Here is an 18,292-nt window from a genome sequence, read left to right as displayed (position 1 = left end):
TTACTGCAAAAGGTTCCCTAACGAGAACATCAAAACCTTTTCTCCGAGCGCTTACCTTATCCAATAACTTAAGCACGCTTGTGGCTACGCAAAAAGCAGCGGATCGTACGTCGAGTGGGCGCCACACGCAAGGCCCAATACATCTCACGTAGCGATAGAGAAACCCGACATGGTCATGATCAGGAACCTTGACGTAGGCCGAGGAGACGGCAACCCGCAAGGGGATTGCCCTACATCTGTCTTTTTTCTTTTTTCCATTCTCTTAAAGATAACATGATGGTTATTCTCTTCCTGCATGATAAAGTAACCTGGAAATGACTATTGTAGGTTAATCCCCTTGCGGGTTGCCGTCTCCTTGCCACACGGTTCGGTCGCTGCAATATGATCCTGTCCAGGCCACAAATCCCTAAGTGAGATGTATTGCACGCAAGGCCGGCGTGCGGCTTGATCAACGGCTAAACATGTTTAAAAAGCATCGCATGCCTGTGGCGCCTACATCAATCCGGGTTTATGATCCGGTTCGTACAGGCATAGATAGCACTGGGACGTCCCACTCCAAAACATACCTGCGTTTCTATCTCACCTCAAACATGATTGGTGTAGGCGCCACAGCACTGCGGGTCTTTCTCGAACGTTGGCCTACGTAAACTCAGCAGTGCGGCCTTGCGTGTGGCGCCCACTCGACGTACGATCGACTCGCATCCAAAATCGTTACGTTGAAAGATCTGGCATAAATCATCATACTTAAACATGCACATCTAATAATACCAGATGTGCATGTCTCCTATATACGCTTCATACCATGCCGTACCACAGCGATTGAGTGGCATGGTATCGACTTAGACTCTACCTAAAAGAGATCTTCCTGGCTAGAGGTATCGCTGGCATCAGAACCCAATGCATATTGATCTTGCTGCAGGATAATGTGTAGCGGTACCAGTTCAGTATTCAGGAAACGGAACGTTCCCAGGTGTTCAAGAATTTGTGGACCATAGATGTAGACGATCCAGCGCCAGTAAGGTCCGAGCGTCCTTTGTCCGCGATAGCCCAGTTCGTTGCTACGATAGATGAAATCATTGACCAGCACTTCCATACCCGGGGTGGTCGCGGGCGCCTTCATCTCCACATGGTTGATGTGAGATGAATAGAAATTTGACCAATCGTTTACCCTACGTTGCCAGGCAACAGTAAGTTTGGTGGGGATCGTCTTCTTCTCCTCATCAGCCCACTGTTCCGCATAACTGGAAGCCGTAATCAAACTTAGTGTCAAGCCACAGCCACCGGCAGTAATCGGCCAGTAAAACCACGCTTCTGGCAGCGTAATGCTCATATCATTATCAAGAAAGCGCTCACGGATCGTCTGATGAATAGCCTGGACGATGCCTTGACCTTCACCAAAGAACGCTTGATGAAACTGAGTTGCCACCACATCGATGCTCTTTCGATGGACCTCGCCAAAATCAGAATCCATGGCGGTGGCGCGAATGAGATATTGGACATGGAGATTATAGGCCTCGATCTGCGTTAACAGCGATGGATGGCGCAGGACCTGTTGCCGCGCCTGTTCCTGGTAGGTCGCAAATGCCTCCATATCTACCTGCCATACACCTTGCTCGTTAAGCTTTATCAGTAACCAGGAAGGCAAAGCTGCAGGGAGCTGCTCAGGGAGAGAGCCCCCAATACAAACGGCCCCACATTTTTCCTGATTGAGGGTTAGTCCAGTACGCTGACAAAACTCCTGAGCCGCCTGCCAGGCTTTGACCGCTTCATCCGCATCTGGCGTCAGGATACAGATATCATCAACCAGACGAATAACTTGTACGCGAGCACTACGCAAAACATGTTGATCCAGGAGGTCAAGCACCATCTCTCCCAGAGCATTAGAGAAGCGGTGATGAAGAGGGACACCACGTCTGATGGATGTCTGCTCGTCTACCCGCTGTACCTGCACCTCTAAAAATGTGCGGAAAAAGGCCAGATCGCTCGACGAAAAACCATAGCGCTCAAGTATGGCGATCAGGAAGTCATGCGGAAGAGAAGGATAGAAATCTTTTATATCGAGCTTCAGTACATAGAAAGGATGATCAGGGAAGGCCACACGAGCGGTTTGGATCTCTGCATTGATAAATTGTAATGTGTACCTCATGCCATCAACTTTTCGCCGGGATTCATAACCTTCGAGCGTCGTACTGGCGTGCTGAATTTTTTCGCGGAGGAGTTGGCGCACAGCGACAATCGAACTAGTGTAAGCAGAGCGCTTAAAAAATTCCTTGAGATCCTTGAATGTCAACGGGAGATTGGGATGGGAGAGGAGATTTATCCATACGTCGTTCTCTGCAAGCCTGTATTGATCGAGTATTTGTTGAAACAGGACCTCATCCTCATCCTCGGAAGGCTCCTTAAGCAGAGCTAACAGGTACTCGTCTCTTTGTGCACGCTCCACCGACTGGAATGCTTGAAAGGTATCTTGCAAACGCGTTCCCAGGATCTCTAAAAAGCACATGGTAAAGAGATCATAGGAGATAAACAGGCGCCACTTACTCATTGTCCAGAGTGGAAAAAGCTTCACACCTGCGTCAGGCCAGTTCCATTCATCAAGATGGGTGAGCTGGATAGAAAAGGCGTCGGCCATCTCTTTACACATCACACTATCTTGCAAGAAGTGTTTTGCCTGTCTGTGAATAGTTGCAGAACGAAATGGACTGACACTCAGATGGGTGAGAACTTCATTTAATTCATTGGTGGTAATACGCGCTCGCAGTACGGTTTTCGCCGATACCTGAAACCGTGTAGCAATATCTTTTCCCTTCAAAGCGCGCTCGGCGAAAAGCTCGTCTAAAAACGCGAGATCTGGCGAGCTTTCCGTAGGCTGGCAGGCGGCATCTAAAAGCCGGGTACTTATCTCGGTTTCGGCAAGATCTGGCTTCGTTCTCTGAGTCTTTTCGTGGACCCACTCTTCAAGCAAGGCCCCAAATATATAAATCAAGTCCGAACGTAGGCGCCCCTGCGGTAATTCCTTTGCCAGGCGTGAACGCCAGAAGGTAATCGTCTCCTCTGAAAGCTGCAAACCATTAAGCAATGGCTCCAGGTTGGCAACATCTGGATGCAGCGCGATACCAGCCATCGTAATTTTCTGCAACTTGGTAAAGAGCAAGCGCAACTGCTGTAATGTCTCTGGCGTTTGTTTTAGTTCCTGTTCCAGTTCACTATAAGCCCGCGCAAGCCGAGGTCGCTGTCGACGTAGCTCATTCAGTTTCATCTGAGCGATCAAATACTCATTCTCAGTAATCACAGGCGTGCCACCTTTCAACAAGAAAAATATTAAGCACAATACGTGCTCTTAAACTCTTCTTTTCCTCAACCCCAAAAGCGGTGAACAACGCCCATCCCCCACCTCGCAACAACCCGATCCCATCCCACCTAGCCTCGTAGCCCCCGTAGCTTTGCCCCTCAGCGGGCAATTCGTCCCGCCCTTAAGGTGGGACCCAGTATCCCAGCCGCCACCCTTGCACTCGTCCTATATCTCCCTCCTTAAGCACGCTTGTGGCTACGCACAAAGCAGCGGATCGTACGTCGAGTAGGCGCCACACGCAAGGCCCAATACATCTCACTTAGCAATATAAAAAACCGATATGGTCATGATCAGGAACCTTGACGTAAGTCGAGGGGACGGCAACCCGCAAGGGGATTGCCCTACACAAGTCATTTCCAGGTTCCTTTATCATGCAGGAAGAGAATAAACATCATGTTATCTTTAAGATAGCAAAAAAAGAAAAACGAGAGATGTAGGGCAATCCCCTTGCGGGTTGCCGTCTCCCTTGCTTGTCGTCAAAGTCTCTGTGAACGATCATGTTGGGGATAGCATGTCGCTAAGTAAAATGTATTGCACGCAAGGCCAGCTTTCGGCTTTATCAACGGCTAAACGTGCTTAAAAAGCATCGCATGCCTGTGGCGCCTACACCAATCATGTTTGAGGTGAGATAGAAACGCAGGTACGTTTTGGAGCGGGACGTCCCAGTTCTATCTGTGCCTGTACGAACCGGATCATAAACCAAGATTGGTGTAGGCGCCACAGCACTGCGAGTCGTTCTGATCCGTTGGCCCACATAAACCCAGCAGTGCGGCCTTGCGTGTGGCGCCACTCCACGTACGCAACGCCACGTCATGGAGCCGAGGCATCCTCATTCCCTTCACCGAAAGGCATTGAGCCTTGCGTGTGGTGCCATTCGACATACGATCTGCGTCAGAGGCTCATGTGTTTAACGAGGGTGAAGCGTCAGGGGCAGGCCATAGCGAGGGCGGGTTGCCACCGACACCTGGAGTTCGACTGGATGACCAGGAACGCGGCGGAGGGAGTAGCGCTGGGCAACTGTTGCTAGGACGAGCTGTGCCTCCATCATAGCGAGGCTGTTGCCGATGCACAGGCGTGGCCCACCTCCAAAGGGAATGTATGCATAGCGCGGACGATTCGTCGAGCGTTCTGGAGTGAAGCGGTCTGGGTCGAAACGCTCTGGCTCCTCCCAAAATGCCGGGTGTCGATGCAGCATGTGCGCCATGAGAAAGATCAGGCTGTTGGCCGGAATGGGATAGCCGCCAATCTCATCGGAGGCAATGGCGTGGCGGATGATGAAAAAGGCTGGTGGGTAGAGCCGCATGGCCTCCTGAATCACATTGCGGGTGTAGGGGAGGTCGCCCAGGCGGTCAACGGTCGGGATCTGTCCGCCCAAGACGCGATCCACTTCGTCATGGAGGCGCTGCTCAATCTCGGGATGCTGAGAGAGGAGATACCAGGTCCAAGTGAGGGTGGCAGAGGTAGTCTCATGCCCAGCAAGCAGGAGGGTCATTACCTCGTCTCGCACCTGTTGATCATTCATCTCCTCACCGGTCTCCTCATCTCGTGCGGAGAGCAACATCGAGAGCAGGTCAAAAGCCTCCGCTGGTGAGTTGGCGAGGCGTTGACGCCGCTGGCTAATCATGTCATAGACCACCTGGTTCAGCGTCTTTAGCCCAGTTTGCAGGCGACGATTGCGCGGTGTTGGCACCCAGAGCGGAGGAAATGGGAGCAGGAAGTAGCGTGTGAGCTGAGGTAGCATCGTGGTAAAGGTATGACCGACCACATTAACATCGCTGCTCAGGTCCAGATTGAAGAGCGTTAGGCCAGCGATATGCAGGGTGAGGCGCGTCATCTCCGTCTCCATATTCAGTGGTTGCTCCCCCTGGTTTTGCCAGCGTTCAAGCATGGCCAGCGTCGCGTCAGTCATGACGGTTCCGAAGTGCTCCAGACGCTTGTGATGAAAAGAAGGCTGCATGAGCCGCCGCTGATGCAACCAGGACTCGCCATTGCTGGTAAAGAGTCCGTTGCCGAAAAGGGGCATAACCGAGCCCAACATCGCAGACGGCTTGTCGTAGTTCCGATGATGATCGTGCAGAACCATCTTCACATGATCGGGGTGATAAAGTAAATAGCCGGGCCACAACAAAAAGCGGACCCGAACCAGATCTCCATAGCGCCGCCACATCCTGAAAGTAAAGCCCTCTGTATCGCGCGCAAACGCAGGTGCACTTCCAAGAGGAGGAAAGCTGTGCGGACCAGGAGCCTTCCTCGGCTCCTCTGCTGGCTGTGTTTCTGGTGCAGTCGGGGTCATGTGCCGCATGAGTGAAGCTCCTTTTAACTACAAAACCGTTCTCGCTCCAAAATAGGTGAGGCACGATAGAAGAGTTCTTAAAGATCATAGCACAGGGAATCCTCTTTTTCCAAGAGAGCGCATTCCCTTGTGAAGCATATCCTGGCACTGTGCAGCATATCATGGCAAGGAAATCGAGGAAAAGTGAGCAAAAAAGCAGGAAGACTGCATACGCTCGACGCACTGCCACGATATGCTGCGCAATACAGAATCGCTGCCAAAAGATGCTTCACAGCATCATATTGTTTCATTGATCTCGATCGGCCTGGGAGCATGGAACAGTGCCAGGATATACTTCACAGTCACTGCCTACATGGGGGAAAATTACTGTCACCTTTCAACAAGAAAAATATTAAGCACAATACATGCTATTAAACTCTTCTTTTCCTCAACCCCAAAAGCGGTGATCAACGCCCATCCCCCCGTACCCCCCGTAGCATTGCCCCTCAGCGGGCAATTCGTCCCACCCTTAAGGTGGGACCCAGTATCCCTGCCGCCACCATTGCACTCGTCCTTGTACATACCTCCATGCGGTTCCCCTGTCTGAATGACGGCTGAAAGCACGGGAAACCGCAACAAGCCAACCTCGTGCCAAAATCTGGACTAACGGAGCACACGGCATCCATACTGCTCAAGTTGTTCGAGCCAGGCGGGATACACGGCCAGCTTGAGCCAGCGCAGGTCGAGCTTTTCAAGTCTGGTTAAGCGGCTCAAGCTGGTTGGTAGCGTGACCAACCAATTGGCCCTGAGGTCCAGTTGCCGCAGTTGTTCAAGCTGACCGCTACTTTCAGGCAACACTTTAACACGGTTATTGCGTAAGTCCAGGACTTCCAGCTGGGATAACCTGCCAAGCGACGCAGGCAGTGTCTCCAAATGGTTATTGGCTATACGAAGTTCGCGCAGGTTGGTGAGCTGGCCCAACGCGTCTGGAAGTCTGGTCAGGCGATTGTTCATCAGATGGAGCTCCTGCAGCTGTGTCAATGATCCCAGGGATTCCGGTAAAGTTTCCAGCCGGTTGTTGTAGAGCCGGAGCTCCTGTAAACTACTGAGCTGGCCTATGCTGGCTGGTAGCTCGGTCAGCTGGTTGTCGGTGATATTGAGATAGCGCAACTGTCTAAGCCGCTCAAAGAGGCTGGTTGGTAACCGGGTCAGCCGGTTATTGCTGAGATAAAGGTAGTGAGTGAGCTGTGTTAACGCTCCCAGCCGCTCTGGTAGCTCGTTCAGCTGATTATGCGCGATATCCAGAGTATGGAGCTGACCTAGTTCTCCAATGCTTTCTGAGATGACGGTCAGCTGGTTTTCCGCGATATTTAAGGATTGTAACGCACGCAACTGCCAGAGTTCTGCGGGCAGCTCTTTGAGTTGATTTTTGCCTACACTGAGATATTCAAGTCCTGTGAGCTGGCCTATCTCTACCGATAATGTGATCAACTGGTTGCCATACAAGGATACGACTTTGAGCTTTGGTAGTTGCCAGAGCGCGGCGGGCAGACTGGCAAGCTGATTGTTATCAAGATGGAGCTCTTCCAGCTCGTGTAGATCCCCTATCCATGCTGGCAGGACCGTTAGCCGGTTGGCATCCAGCCAGAGCTTCTTCACGTGCCGCAAATTGCTCAGTGATGCAGGCAAAGAGGTCAGTCCACAGTAGCGTAGCCAGAGTCCACGCACAACACCGTCCTCAACCATTATCCCACCTGTCTGTCCGGCTTCTTCCATGCTAGTGGGCGACCAGACTGGTAAGGCCTGACCATCCTGGAGCATGGCCGCCTTGCGTAGGGCACGCTCCAGGTCTGCGATGGCGTCTCTCTCATTCAAAGACATACTTAGAACATCCTTTGCTGTTTTCCACTATTGTAGCAGAAAATGCAGGAACGTTAAATGGCCATTTCTTCTTCTAATAGTGTTTGTTCCTGTTGCTCAGGCTGGCGCTGGCTCTTTCTGTTACGCGGCACAAGACACATGACGATGAAGGCCACCACGGCCAGAGCAGCCGCCAGCAGAAAGCTTTCATGCATCCCCAACAGGGTACTCTGATGCTGGAGAAGTTCTCCGCTGAGTCCCTGGAGAGACAGGCTGGTCAGGTAGTGCTGGCTGCGTACCTGGACGACACTGGCCAGGATGGCGACTCCCATCGGGGCGGCCGTGGCGTGCAGGACCGTTACCAGGGTTGAGCCGTTGGCGACTTCTTTGTGCTCATCTTTCTCGATACGCGACATGGCGGCCACCGGTATCTGCTGGACAAGGGCGTTGGCACCACCTGACAGGAGCAGGATGCCGATAATCATCCAGATGGCGGTATCTAAGGCCAGGGTTACCATCAGCGCGGCGCTAGCGGTCAACAGGATCAGGCCAGCCAGTACAACTGGACGCGGGCCCAGTTTGTCCGCGAGTCGCCCGCCAATCGGGAGGATGGCCAGGGTGCTTATTGCCTGTGCCGCCTGGATGATGCCGGCCTGGAAGGCGCTCTGCTGATGGAGGTTTTGCAGGTAGATGGGAATAAGGAATAGGATGCCAAAGCGAATAAAGGCGACGAAAACGAGAGCCAGGACGCTAAAGCCAAAGGCACGATCACCGAAGCGTCGCAGGTCTAGCAGCGGCTGCTGTCCATGCCGGACTTTGGAGAGCTCGATCAACGCGAACGCGCTTAACAGGATGATTCCAGTGATAAAGCACAGAATATTCCAGAGCGGGTTGCCACCATTGGTAACAGAAGAGATGGCATACAACAGTGTGGCGCTACCGCCGGCAGCAGTAATAAAACCGAGGGCATCAAAGCGGGTTCCTGGTTGCGCGGACGTGTCGCGCAGGAGCTTCTGTGCCATCACAACGGCGATAATACCAAGGGGCACATTAATAAAGAAGGCCCATTGCCAGCCAAACGAGCCAACCAGATAACCACCCAGCACAGGACCAAAGGCCGGCGCAACCATCAAGGCCAGTCCGGTAACGCTGGCCGCTGTACCTCGCTCTTCTGGAGGAAAGGCTTGATATTGGAGGGTCATCACCATCGGCAATAAGATACCACCGCCAATGCCCTGAATAAAGCGGAAAAAGATGAGCGAAGGCAGATCCCAGGCCAGCCCACACAACAATGAACCCAGCAGAAACGCACTCAAGGTCCAGACATAGGCGCGCTTACCGCCAAAGGTGATACTCAAATATGGAGCCACAGGTATCACCGCTGCCTGAGTCAACATATAAATGGTGACCACCCACTGCACAGCTTGCAGATTAGCACCAAAAGCATTTTGCATCTGCGGGATCGCCACGTTAACAATCGTGGAATCCATCAAACTCATAAACATCCCTAATGTAACAGCAATCGTGACCCACCACTTATACTCGATACGTACAGGCAAACGCGAACTGGAAGCCATCTTTAAATTCGCGTGATGCGGGGACCCCTCGGTTCACCCATGGGGAGGAGCATCACGCACTCCTTTCGTCTCATATGTATACTCATAGCCGTCTGCCCGATGCAAACGGCGCATATATTTGGGGTGAACGTCGGTTTTACCCAGACGAAACGATGGACGATGGCGGATGGCAATTCGCCCCCAATAGGTGCCCTTCGGGGTAATCGCCTTGACCATATCGCCTGTCCTGTACCCCATGTATGATGACTTGCGCTCTTTATGGTGCTTTGGAAACCCGTCAGCGTCCGTCACACACATTTTTCGCCTACCATGCCCTGTCGCTTTGATCTTCAATGGTTTGATCCCCTTGGTTATCAAAACTACAGGGGTACTCGTTCCGACGTTTGCTGCATCAAGCCAGTGCGTCTTTGGGAGGTTGCGCGTCGTTCGGTTGTACCTGGTCAGACCGCCAGAACCGCATTCTACTGGCAATCCTGTCGCCTTGAGTCGTTCAAAGAGTTTCCATCGTGTACTGTTTACCGCCGTCGCATCCTTGAGCGGCTTTTTTGCCTGGGCCTGGATCTTTTTCAACACCTCTGGTTTCTTCTTGAGGAAAACCGCAATATCCTGCGTTCCTTTCGCTGTGTTGCACTTCTCACAAGCCAGACACAGGTTGCTCACGCGATTGGTTCCTCCTTTTGCTCGTGGATGGATGTGCTCTATTTGTAAGGGAACATCTTTTGCTTCGCAATAGGCACAAGCCCGTTGCCACTTTTCGAGCACGTATTCTCTGATCTCGTAGCCAGCCAGGGAGCCTTGCTGATACTCCACCCCTGACACTTCGGGATTCTCCATCAGTTGCATGTCAAATCGTACCAATTCCATACTGATCGCTGAGATAGGCGCATACCATGAGAGACGGTTGACCCACGTGAGCACATTCGCAAGGCGACTCTCAAGTGACGGTGGGAACCATCCCTGAGCGCGTGTTCGGTTCTGCCATCGAGCTTTGCGATACCGCGTTTTTCGTTGCCGCCTTGATCTGCGAACGGCACGGCGATCATCGAGAGATGCTTTTACCGTCTGTCCACGGTGATCAAGTTCAGCAGCGAAGACCACCTCTGCTGAAGCATCATTGACAAGAGCAATGCCTGTGGTTCGACTACCGGGATCCAGTTTGATGCGCAACGGTTGTACTTCTGGTTCAAGAACTTCGGTCTTCAAGATAATCGTAAACGGATACATACGAAAGACTGACGCTTTTCCCCCATGGAGAAGGATGCGTGCTCTTGCAGGATGGACGGGATCAAGTGGTTGGGAGTTCGTATCAACAACAAAAACCTTGCTCATAAAGAGCCTCTACTTTCGTAGGTAATGTGGTTTTCCTCGTCAATGTTCGTGCGTGGTTTAACGCCAATGACACTGGATTCACCCTGTACTCCTGTTTAATCAGTGGCCGTAGAGGTCGGGGCTGGAAAGCACCCCGACGTACCTATTTCACTCCGAACGGAGTTTCTGTTTCAAAACTGAGACTGGTCAGGTCTGGGCTTACCGGAGCAAGCCCCCGCATTTATGCGTGGGGTTCCTGACCGGCCGCTCCTTTCTATGTATATCGTAGCGGTCTTACTTACACGTGTAAGTAAGACCGCTACAAAAAAAGATTTGACTTACACGTGTAAGTACAGTATACTTGAGGCACAGATGAATGTCAAGGGAAAACGGATGGACACATGCAATGGATAAAGGACAGCAACGAATCACCAGCAACGATGTGGCGAAGGCCAGCGGGGTTTCGCGGGCTACGGTAAGTTATGTCTTGAATAATGATCCTCGACAGAGTATTCCGGAAGAGACACGCAAACGCGTCATTAGAGAGGCCGAGAAGCTTGGCTATCGTCCGTTTACGCCTGCGCGTGTCCTGCGAGCAGGACATAGCCAGATTGTGCTGGCGGTCTTGCCGTTTGAGCAGGTGGATCCAGGCCTGGCACTAGGGCTCAAAGAACTGGAGACGCGGCTGGTCGAATATGGTTTTACCCTGATCAGCTATGTAGGGGTCCAGCAACTGGCCTCCAAAATCCATCCTTCCGCCAATGTAACGCCCAGTGTGATCGTCTCCTATGGCAATGAGAAGGATCCTGCGATCGCTAGCTTCCTGCAACAATTCCAGGTACCAGTCCTGTCCGGCATGAATAATCAGGCAATGCAGCAACTATCAGGAAAAACACAGGTTGACTATCTGGTCAAACAAAGTCAACGCCATATTGTGTTTGCAGCACCCGAACGACAAGATGTACAGTTCGTGGTACAGGCTCGCCTGAATGGTGTGCGCCAGGGATGCACCGGACATGGCCTGCCATCCGCGCCAGTTTTTGTCGTGCCCGCCTCACGTCCAGCCGCCCGCGCAGCCATCCAAAATCTGCTGTCCCACCAGCCTGGCCCTTATGGAATCTGCTGCTACAACGACGAGGTCGCCTTCGCGGTCCTGGCGGCCCTCACCGATGAAGGCATCAGTATTCCTAAAGAAGCAGCAGTGATTGGCTTTGACAATATTCCGCTGGCCCAGTTCAGCATTCCAGCGCTCACGACCATGTACTTTGACGGCCAGCAATCCCTGGATGCCCTGGTCGAAAACATCCTGTCCGCCAGTCGCGGTGAAGCAACCAGGCAGGTTCCCCAGCCATCCCTGAAACTGATTGTACGCGACTCAGCCTGAGAACCGTTCAAACTGTAACTAAATGTCCAGACAGTTCTCATGCCAGCTAGTTAGTTAGAGGAGTACACAATGACTCTTGATCCGCAGGTAGCCACCTATCTACGCGACATGGCGATCATCGATGCCGCTGAGCCCGCACCAGACCTACCGCTCGCACAACAGCGCCTCCAATCACAGCAGCGAGATATTGAGCAAGCAGGTGAACCTGAAGCGGTGGCTAAGATCACAGATCACACGATCGTCGGTCCGGCCAGCGCCATTCCCCTCCGTATCTATACACCAGAGGGTAGCGGCCCATTTCCAGTGCTGCTGTATTTTCATCCAGGTGGCTGGGTGTTTGGCAGTATTGAGGCCAGCGATCCCGTGTGTCGCGCCATCGCCCGCCATACTCCCTGTATCGTCGTATCGGTTGGCTATCGCCTGGCGCCAGAGCACAAGTTTCCTGCCGCACCCGAGGATTGCTATGCAGCAACACAGTGGGTGGCGGACCATGCCCACGAATTTAATGGAGATCCACAGCGCATAGCAGTTGGCGGCGATAGTGCCGGCGGTAATTTAGCCGCAGTGGTAACCTTGATGGCCCGCGACCAGCATGGACCCGAGCTCTGCTTCCAGGTTATCATTTATGGCGAAACCGACTACTACGAACCAGGAACCCCTTCCTACACAACATATGCCGCTGGCTATGGACTAACAAAAGCAGAAATGAGCTGGCTATGGGACCAATATATCGACCGTAAAGAGCATGCAACGCATCCTTATGCATCTCCATTGCGTGCCACAGATTTAAGCAAACTACCACCCGTACTGATCATTACGGCCGAATACGATACGGTCCGCGACGAGGCCGAACTCTATGCCCAAAGGCTACAGGAGGCAGGCGTCCCGGTGCAGCTCACACGCTACCAGGGTATGATCCATAGCTTCTTCCGTATGTTTACCATCTTCGATCGCAGCAAGGTTGCACTCAAAGAGATCACCAGCGCTCTCGCAGCGGCATTTGCAACATAGCTGCAACCATCAGCAACAGTAACTAGCTTGCCAATACATCGATTATCGATTATCCTGTATGAAGCAAAAAAAAGACTACTTGCATTATTTATTTTCTTTAGCGAGAACAGGAATGATACGATGCACGATCAGTCTCCGCAATCCTTTCAGCGTTTAAAGGATGCTCTGCTCTCAGGTCCTGGGGAGACCTCTGCGGCTTTACGTCAGCTATTGGCGCGGCAACCGGATCACCTTTTGCGTACGCCGGGCGAGTCACTGGATGAGGCGCTACCTGCCGAGTTAAAAGACTATACGACAAAAGTGGTCACCCATGCCTATAAAGTTATGGATCAAGATGTGGAGCGCTTGCGTGCCCATGGCTATACGGAACAGGCCATCTTTGAGATCACGGTGAGTGTGGCCTTTGGCGCTGGCGATCTGTGTCTTACACGGGGGCTGGCGGCCCTGGAAGGAGCTACACATGCGCCTGAAGAGCGTTGAGCAGATACTCAAAGGTCAGCCGGCGTCGGATCTGGTCCGCATCCTGGCCTATCAGCCTGAGTATTTTGGAGAACATTTCGCGACGTGTCTGCAAGAGGCGTTACGCGGGGAATCAGAATGGAGCGTGGGGGAGCGCGAGTTGTTTGCTTCCTTTACATCTTCGCGCCTGCAATGCAGGTATTGAACGGGTGCCCATGGCGCAGTTGCGTCTAAGGAGCTCGGTGCTGATCCGGTCGCGGCCGTGAATAGTGATTGGCGCACCGCCCCCATTCCTGAACAGCTACGGGCCACTCTCGGTCTGCTGGAAAAGGTTACCCTCTCTCCCAACGTGCTCTCTTCTGAAGATATGCTACCTGTGCTCGCAACTGGTGTCAGCGCGCAGGCTATTCAGGACGCACTACTGATCTGTGCGGGCTTCAACATCATTTCCCGCCTGGCCGACGCCCTCGATGTAGCTATCCCGTCCGCCGAAGGCTTCTCGCGCTCCGCCGAGAGACTACTCACCCACGGCTACCACTAAAAGCCGCTTCTCAAGCCCGAGGAACTCAGGAAGACCTGCCTGAGTTCCTCGAACATTATCAAGATGACGGCTGGGGAGTGAAGACGAAGTTGGAGAAGACGGTGGTGCTACCCGTGTGCTTGCTATCGGGCTGGACGATGAGCTCGACGTGGTCGGTAGTAATGAAGCTACTATCCTGGATCGCGGCTACGCGTACGCCGTTGATGCTCAGGCTCTGGGTCTCGCCATCGCTGACGGTCTCCATGATGTAGCTGGTGTGACGCGCAACATGGCCGGCGGCTAGTTGGTACTCACCACCACTGCTATCGTAGCGCAGCATACGCCAGTTACCATCGCTGCGGATGACGCAGGCGTAGCCAGCCAGTCCAACCCCGCTCATGCGTGTTGTCAGGCCGGCCCAGCTATTATTGGAGCGTTTGAGGTCCAGGGCGACCTGGAGCCGGTAGTTGGTTGAGAAATTACCATCCTGTCCATAGAAAGGAATACGACCCGGCACACTGCTGCCTTTCTTCTGCATGACGCTGAGTCCGTTGCTCTGACAACGTGTGCTGATATGCTGCTCGGCCACGCTGGTCGGCTGCCATTGCGCGGTCCCGGGATCACAGGAGGCTCCGGGTACACTGGCGCTGTAGGGTATGGCGGCCACACCGTCCTTGATGGCCTGCGCTGTGGCGCTCCCACTGGCTTCAGGGGTACCCGCATAGCTTATGGGGAGTGGTATATAGGAGAAATGGGAGAAGAGGGCGCTGGGCGGCGTGTGTGCCTCTGGATCACGCAGGCCGAATGAGATTCCATAGCTATCGTGATAGGTCGCGTCAATGATAGTCGCGACATACTGGTCGTTGATAGAGAAGGTCATCACGGGTCCGTTACTATCGGCGCTGAGTTTGTAGTCCTGGGCCGGCTTGACAAAACCACGGGCATAGCGCTTTTCGACGGTGTTAGTACCAGCACTATAGCGCACAAGCTCCCACGCACCGTTGACGCCTAGCTGCAGTACCTCATTGCCATAACCGGTTCTGCTCAGGTCAGAGCTCGCCTGATCACGAATCCCCAGCTTGAAGACCGCCGCAGGACTGGTATTAATGGGAGTGGCGGTAATCTGGGTGGTGTAATGCTGCGGTAGTGGCAGTCCCTTACTGGCAAAGACCATGCTGGCAAATGCATCATAATGGTCCCGCCGGGTCAACAGGACCCCGTCTTGCTGGCAAGTCGAGATAGTAGAGTTATCCTGTTTCAAGTGGGGTGTAGGGGTGGCTCTACCCACCACAGAGGATTCAGAGGTCGTAGCATCAGGAATCACCCAATCCGCGCCGCCTGGATCGCATTGCGCGCCGGGTACAGGCGCGAGATAGGGGTGGTCCCGCCAGGTGGTAGTCACCATGGTCGTCGTGTTCACGGCCTGGGTATTGATGGTCGCGTTCAGCTGAAAAAAGTAGTAGGCCAGGAAGCTGACGCAGAGCACAAAGGCCAGTGGCCAGCTCAGCAGGAGGTAGTGGAGCATCGTGCGCACCGGCTTCTTAGGCGGCTGGATGACTGGGACACAGGGATCAGTATAGCGCAACCAGGGATGCAACTGGTCCTGCTGACGAATGATGGCTTGCTCTTGCTCCAGAACGTTCTGTAGGTGCTGGCGAATCAGCGCGACCAGCGCCTTAGCAGTTTCCAGGGGAGCCTCGGTCAGGTAGAATGGCTCGGTGGCCCAGCGGGCCCTGGGCAGGATCATTGGCTCTTCAAGCACCGGGATCATATAGCGTGGATTCTGACGCATCGCGGTAATGATCGGTGGTGTGCCACGCCACTTGTCTGGATGCAGAATGACCACGCAGGCCGCCACTTCATCCGCCTGGGCTGCCAGACCAACCGTTGCGGCCATCATCACCGTTAAACCCAGGCTACGCATCGTCTTAACCAGTGCAATCGCTTGCAGATCATCAGGAGCCGCCGCCACCAATATTCTGCGCCTCAAAAACGAGGGCTGCATTTCGTACCCCATACCCGCTCATTCTCCCCTACATGCTTGCTAAATATTTGCAGATTGATAAGTATTCATTGTAGAGGACAGAACGAGGCGCGTCAAGATGATTTTGGAGTATGTCGATCTTTGTTATTATTACATCCGGAATCAGCGTATAGACAAAGAATATATCCCTGGTAATGCGTACGAACAATTATGGGGTGGTGGAAATGGTTCCACCACCCCATAATTGTTCGTACCAGCCAACATCATCAGGAGAAACGTGTGTTCTCTCCATCCTGGACCATTTCATCCTCACGGATCAGGCTTTGCTCGAAGGCCTCTTCATCCTCGATACAGCGGGGAGCCCAGGGGATGGCTTCCAGGCGCTTTTCAGGTATCACTTTACCACAGACAATACAATGGCCATAGGTGCCATCCTCGATGCGCTTCAAAGCAGCATTAACCTCGTCTAGCTTTGTCTGCTCGTTAAACTTGACGGCTTGATCCTGTTGCTCCTGCTGCTCGTCTACGGCCTCGTCTTCGATATCCTGATAATCATCGTTGGCCGGATCTGTCAAATAGTCGGCAGCGCTGGGCTGCGTCAGGTCCTTCAGATTACCCTCTAATTCCTGGCGTATATCCTCCAGGCGCTTCTGCATTTTTTTTGTATCTATCGCCATGGTTTTCTTGCTATCCTTTCTTCATCTATCATCCCACGTACCCGACCCACGCCCTGCACAAACCTCTCAATTTACCAGGCATTGCCGGTACGCATATATGCTCTGTACTATATACGTAGCTCACCGCTCTTCTGCCTCACATTCCGCATAATCACAACCTGACTCCATCCTAGAGGCATCTATCCACTATTATTTTACACCATTCCCATGAAAAAGATTACCAATTTATAAGCACAAATTATTATTACAGCAAAATATCTTCACTTAAATGATTTAAATTGCCATTGTATTGACAAAATATGCCAATACAATGTAATATATTCACAAGTAAAAAAGATACAAATAGATAAAATCATGCAAAGTACCTCTATGTATTAAAAGGAGATATGGTGATGCTGGCTGTATTACGCAATCGAAACTTTGCCTTGTTATGGTCTGGACAATTCATCTCAATTATGGGGGATTGGCTACTGGTGCTGGCGCTTCCTTTCTACATTTTTGATCTAACCCACTCGATTCTGGCGACGGGTGGGATGTTTATCGCGGTCTCGGTGCCACGTCTGCTACTGGGTTCGCTGGCTGGCGTGTTCGCGGATCGCTGGAATCGCCGCACGATTATGATTGTAACGGACTTGCTACGGGCTGGAATTCTTCTGCTGCTCTTGCTGGTTCACTCGGTTGCATGGCTCTGGCTGATCTATGCTGTAGCATTACTGGAATCGGCGGTATCACAGTTCTTTCTGCCGGCCAAAAGTGCACTGCTACCACAGATCGTCAAACCCGCACAACTGCTGGCCGCCAATTCGCTGGATTCTCTGAGCGAGGCCATCACACGCCTGATCGGTCCCACGATTGGTGGTGCCCTCTATGCCTTCTTCGGCATTAACAGCATCATCGCTCTGGATAGTACCTCTTATCTGCTCTCTGCCCTGCTGATCTTCTTGCTGGTCATGCAACCATTGGTCACGCCCGCGACCAACGAGGAAGAGCCAGTCGAGGCCGCAGTACAGTCCACGGCAGCGCTGGCCGCCTGGGGCAAGATCTGGCAGGAACTGGTGGACGGCCTGCGCATCGTCCTTCATAATCGGCTTGTATTGACCATCTTTATCGGCATAGGCGTCATGATGATCGGCGAGGGTATCATCGAAGTACTGCTGGTCGGCTTCGCCAAAGTCGTCCTGCACGGCGATGCCAGCACGCTCGGCTGGATCCTGTCGGCGCAGGGCATCGGCACACTCCTCGGCTCATTGATCAACAAACCACTTAGCATGCGGGTGCCGCCACGTATCCTGATCCCGCTCACCTTTAGCCTGAGTGGCATCCTCTTCATTGGACTCGTTAATACCCCCAACTTCATTTTCGCACTGGGTTTGATGGCTCTGATCGGCCTCTGCTTCGTGCTAGCCATGGTTACCGCGCAGACCCTGATCCAGCAAAGCATCGACGGCAGTTATCTTGGCCGTGTCTTCGGATCTTATAACACCACGCTCTCGCTCCTCGTCCTGATCGGCATGGGTATCGCCAGCGCCCTCACCGGCCTGCTCGGGATTGTTCCCCTGCTCGACATTGCAGGGGCTACCTTTATCCTCACCGCCCTGATCTTCCTACGCATGCCCAACGTCACCATCACACAGGAAGTTCCGGCCGTCCCTGAACCTACGCTGGTCTAACCTGACACACCACCATTACATAAATGCGAGCTGTTTTAGAGCTCATATATACTGCAATCAGAAGAAAAGGATATGCCCTTTTCTTCTGATTATGTCTTGCACGCAACCAGTCATGGGAGTGCGCCTCACCGTGTCGTTTCCATATATAAACACAAACTGTACTCGATTGGCATGTCGTGTAGTATAGCGTCGATATCAACCATAAGGAGAAATAACGC

General features: G+C 52.8%; 12 protein-coding genes. 5 read left to right on the top strand and 7 right to left on the bottom strand.

Going from position 1 to position 18,292, the window contains the following annotated elements:
• Positions 1 to 850: 850 nt before the first annotated feature.
• The 5 genes from EL633_RS21345 to iscB form a co-directional block, all read right to left on the bottom strand.
• The gene (locus EL633_RS21345; RefSeq protein ID WP_126629139.1) at positions 851 to 3,292 is read right to left on the bottom strand and encodes a reverse transcriptase domain-containing protein; all 2,442 of its coding nucleotides are present in this window, start codon (positions 3,290 to 3,292) and stop codon (positions 851 to 853) included.
• Positions 3,293 to 4,259: 967 nt separating this feature from the next.
• A complete protein-coding gene (locus EL633_RS21340; RefSeq protein WP_126629138.1) occupies positions 4,260 to 5,654 on the bottom strand; it encodes a cytochrome P450 in 1,395 nt (464 codons plus the stop codon).
• A 633-nt stretch (positions 5,655 to 6,287) separates the two neighbouring features.
• Positions 6,288 to 7,505 (bottom strand): leucine-rich repeat domain-containing protein, encoded by a 1,218-nt coding sequence (locus EL633_RS21335; RefSeq protein ID WP_126629137.1) that lies wholly within the window; start codon positions 7,503 to 7,505, stop codon positions 6,288 to 6,290.
• Between the two features lie 53 nt (positions 7,506 to 7,558).
• The gene (locus EL633_RS21330; protein WP_126629136.1) at positions 7,559 to 9,061 is read right to left on the bottom strand and encodes an MDR family MFS transporter; all 1,503 of its coding nucleotides are present in this window, start codon (positions 9,059 to 9,061) and stop codon (positions 7,559 to 7,561) included.
• A 33-nt stretch (positions 9,062 to 9,094) separates the two neighbouring features.
• The gene (iscB, locus tag EL633_RS21325; RefSeq protein WP_126629135.1) at positions 9,095 to 10,390 is read right to left on the bottom strand and encodes an RNA-guided endonuclease IscB; all 1,296 of its coding nucleotides are present in this window, start codon (positions 10,388 to 10,390) and stop codon (positions 9,095 to 9,097) included.
• A gap of 385 nt (positions 10,391 to 10,775) precedes the next feature.
• Between iscB and EL633_RS21320 the strand changes: the two genes are divergently transcribed.
• From EL633_RS21320 to EL633_RS21305, 4 genes are all read left to right on the top strand, one after another.
• The gene (locus EL633_RS21320) at positions 10,776 to 11,753 is read left to right on the top strand and encodes a LacI family DNA-binding transcriptional regulator (protein ID WP_161982305.1); all 978 of its coding nucleotides are present in this window, start codon (positions 10,776 to 10,778) and stop codon (positions 11,751 to 11,753) included.
• A 69-nt stretch (positions 11,754 to 11,822) separates the two neighbouring features.
• On the top strand, positions 11,823 to 12,764 hold the full coding sequence (gene lipP1, locus EL633_RS21315; RefSeq protein WP_126629133.1) for a LipP1 family hormone-sensitive lipase: 942 nt from the start codon (positions 11,823 to 11,825) through the stop codon (positions 12,762 to 12,764).
• Positions 12,765 to 12,884: 120 nt separating this feature from the next.
• Positions 12,885 to 13,244: a carboxymuconolactone decarboxylase family protein gene (locus tag EL633_RS21310; RefSeq protein ID WP_126629132.1), complete on the top strand. Its 360-nt coding sequence runs from the start codon at positions 12,885 to 12,887 to the stop codon at positions 13,242 to 13,244.
• A complete protein-coding gene (locus EL633_RS21305) occupies positions 13,225 to 13,764 on the top strand; it encodes a carboxymuconolactone decarboxylase family protein (RefSeq protein WP_126629131.1) in 540 nt (179 codons plus the stop codon). The genes EL633_RS21310 and EL633_RS21305 overlap by 20 nt, the downstream gene beginning before the upstream one ends.
• A 58-nt stretch (positions 13,765 to 13,822) precedes the next feature.
• Here the strand turns inward: EL633_RS21305 and EL633_RS21300 are convergent, their stop codons facing one another.
• Both EL633_RS21300 and EL633_RS21295 read right to left on the bottom strand, forming a co-directional pair.
• Entirely contained in the window at positions 13,823 to 15,760 is a 1,938-nt protein-coding gene (locus EL633_RS21300) for a hypothetical protein (RefSeq protein ID WP_126629130.1), read from the bottom strand.
• Between the two features lie 233 nt (positions 15,761 to 15,993).
• Entirely contained in the window at positions 15,994 to 16,404 is a 411-nt protein-coding gene (locus EL633_RS21295; protein ID WP_218027531.1) for a TraR/DksA family transcriptional regulator, read from the bottom strand.
• Positions 16,405 to 16,796: 392 nt separating this feature from the next.
• On the opposite strand from EL633_RS21295, the gene EL633_RS21290 reads away from it, so the two are divergent.
• Positions 16,797 to 18,074 carry an MFS transporter gene (locus tag EL633_RS21290; protein WP_161982304.1) on the top strand — a complete coding sequence of 426 codons (1,278 nt, stop codon included), beginning with the start codon at positions 16,797 to 16,799 and terminating at the stop codon, positions 18,072 to 18,074.
• The last annotated feature ends 218 nt before the right edge of the window (positions 18,075 to 18,292 follow it).

The sequence above is a fragment of the Dictyobacter alpinus genome, from assembly GCF_003967575.1.
Classification (GTDB): domain Bacteria; phylum Chloroflexota; class Ktedonobacteria; order Ktedonobacterales; family Ktedonobacteraceae; genus Dictyobacter; species Dictyobacter alpinus.
Note: the sequence above shows the minus strand (reverse complement) of the source record. Positions and strands in the feature narration are given on the sequence as shown.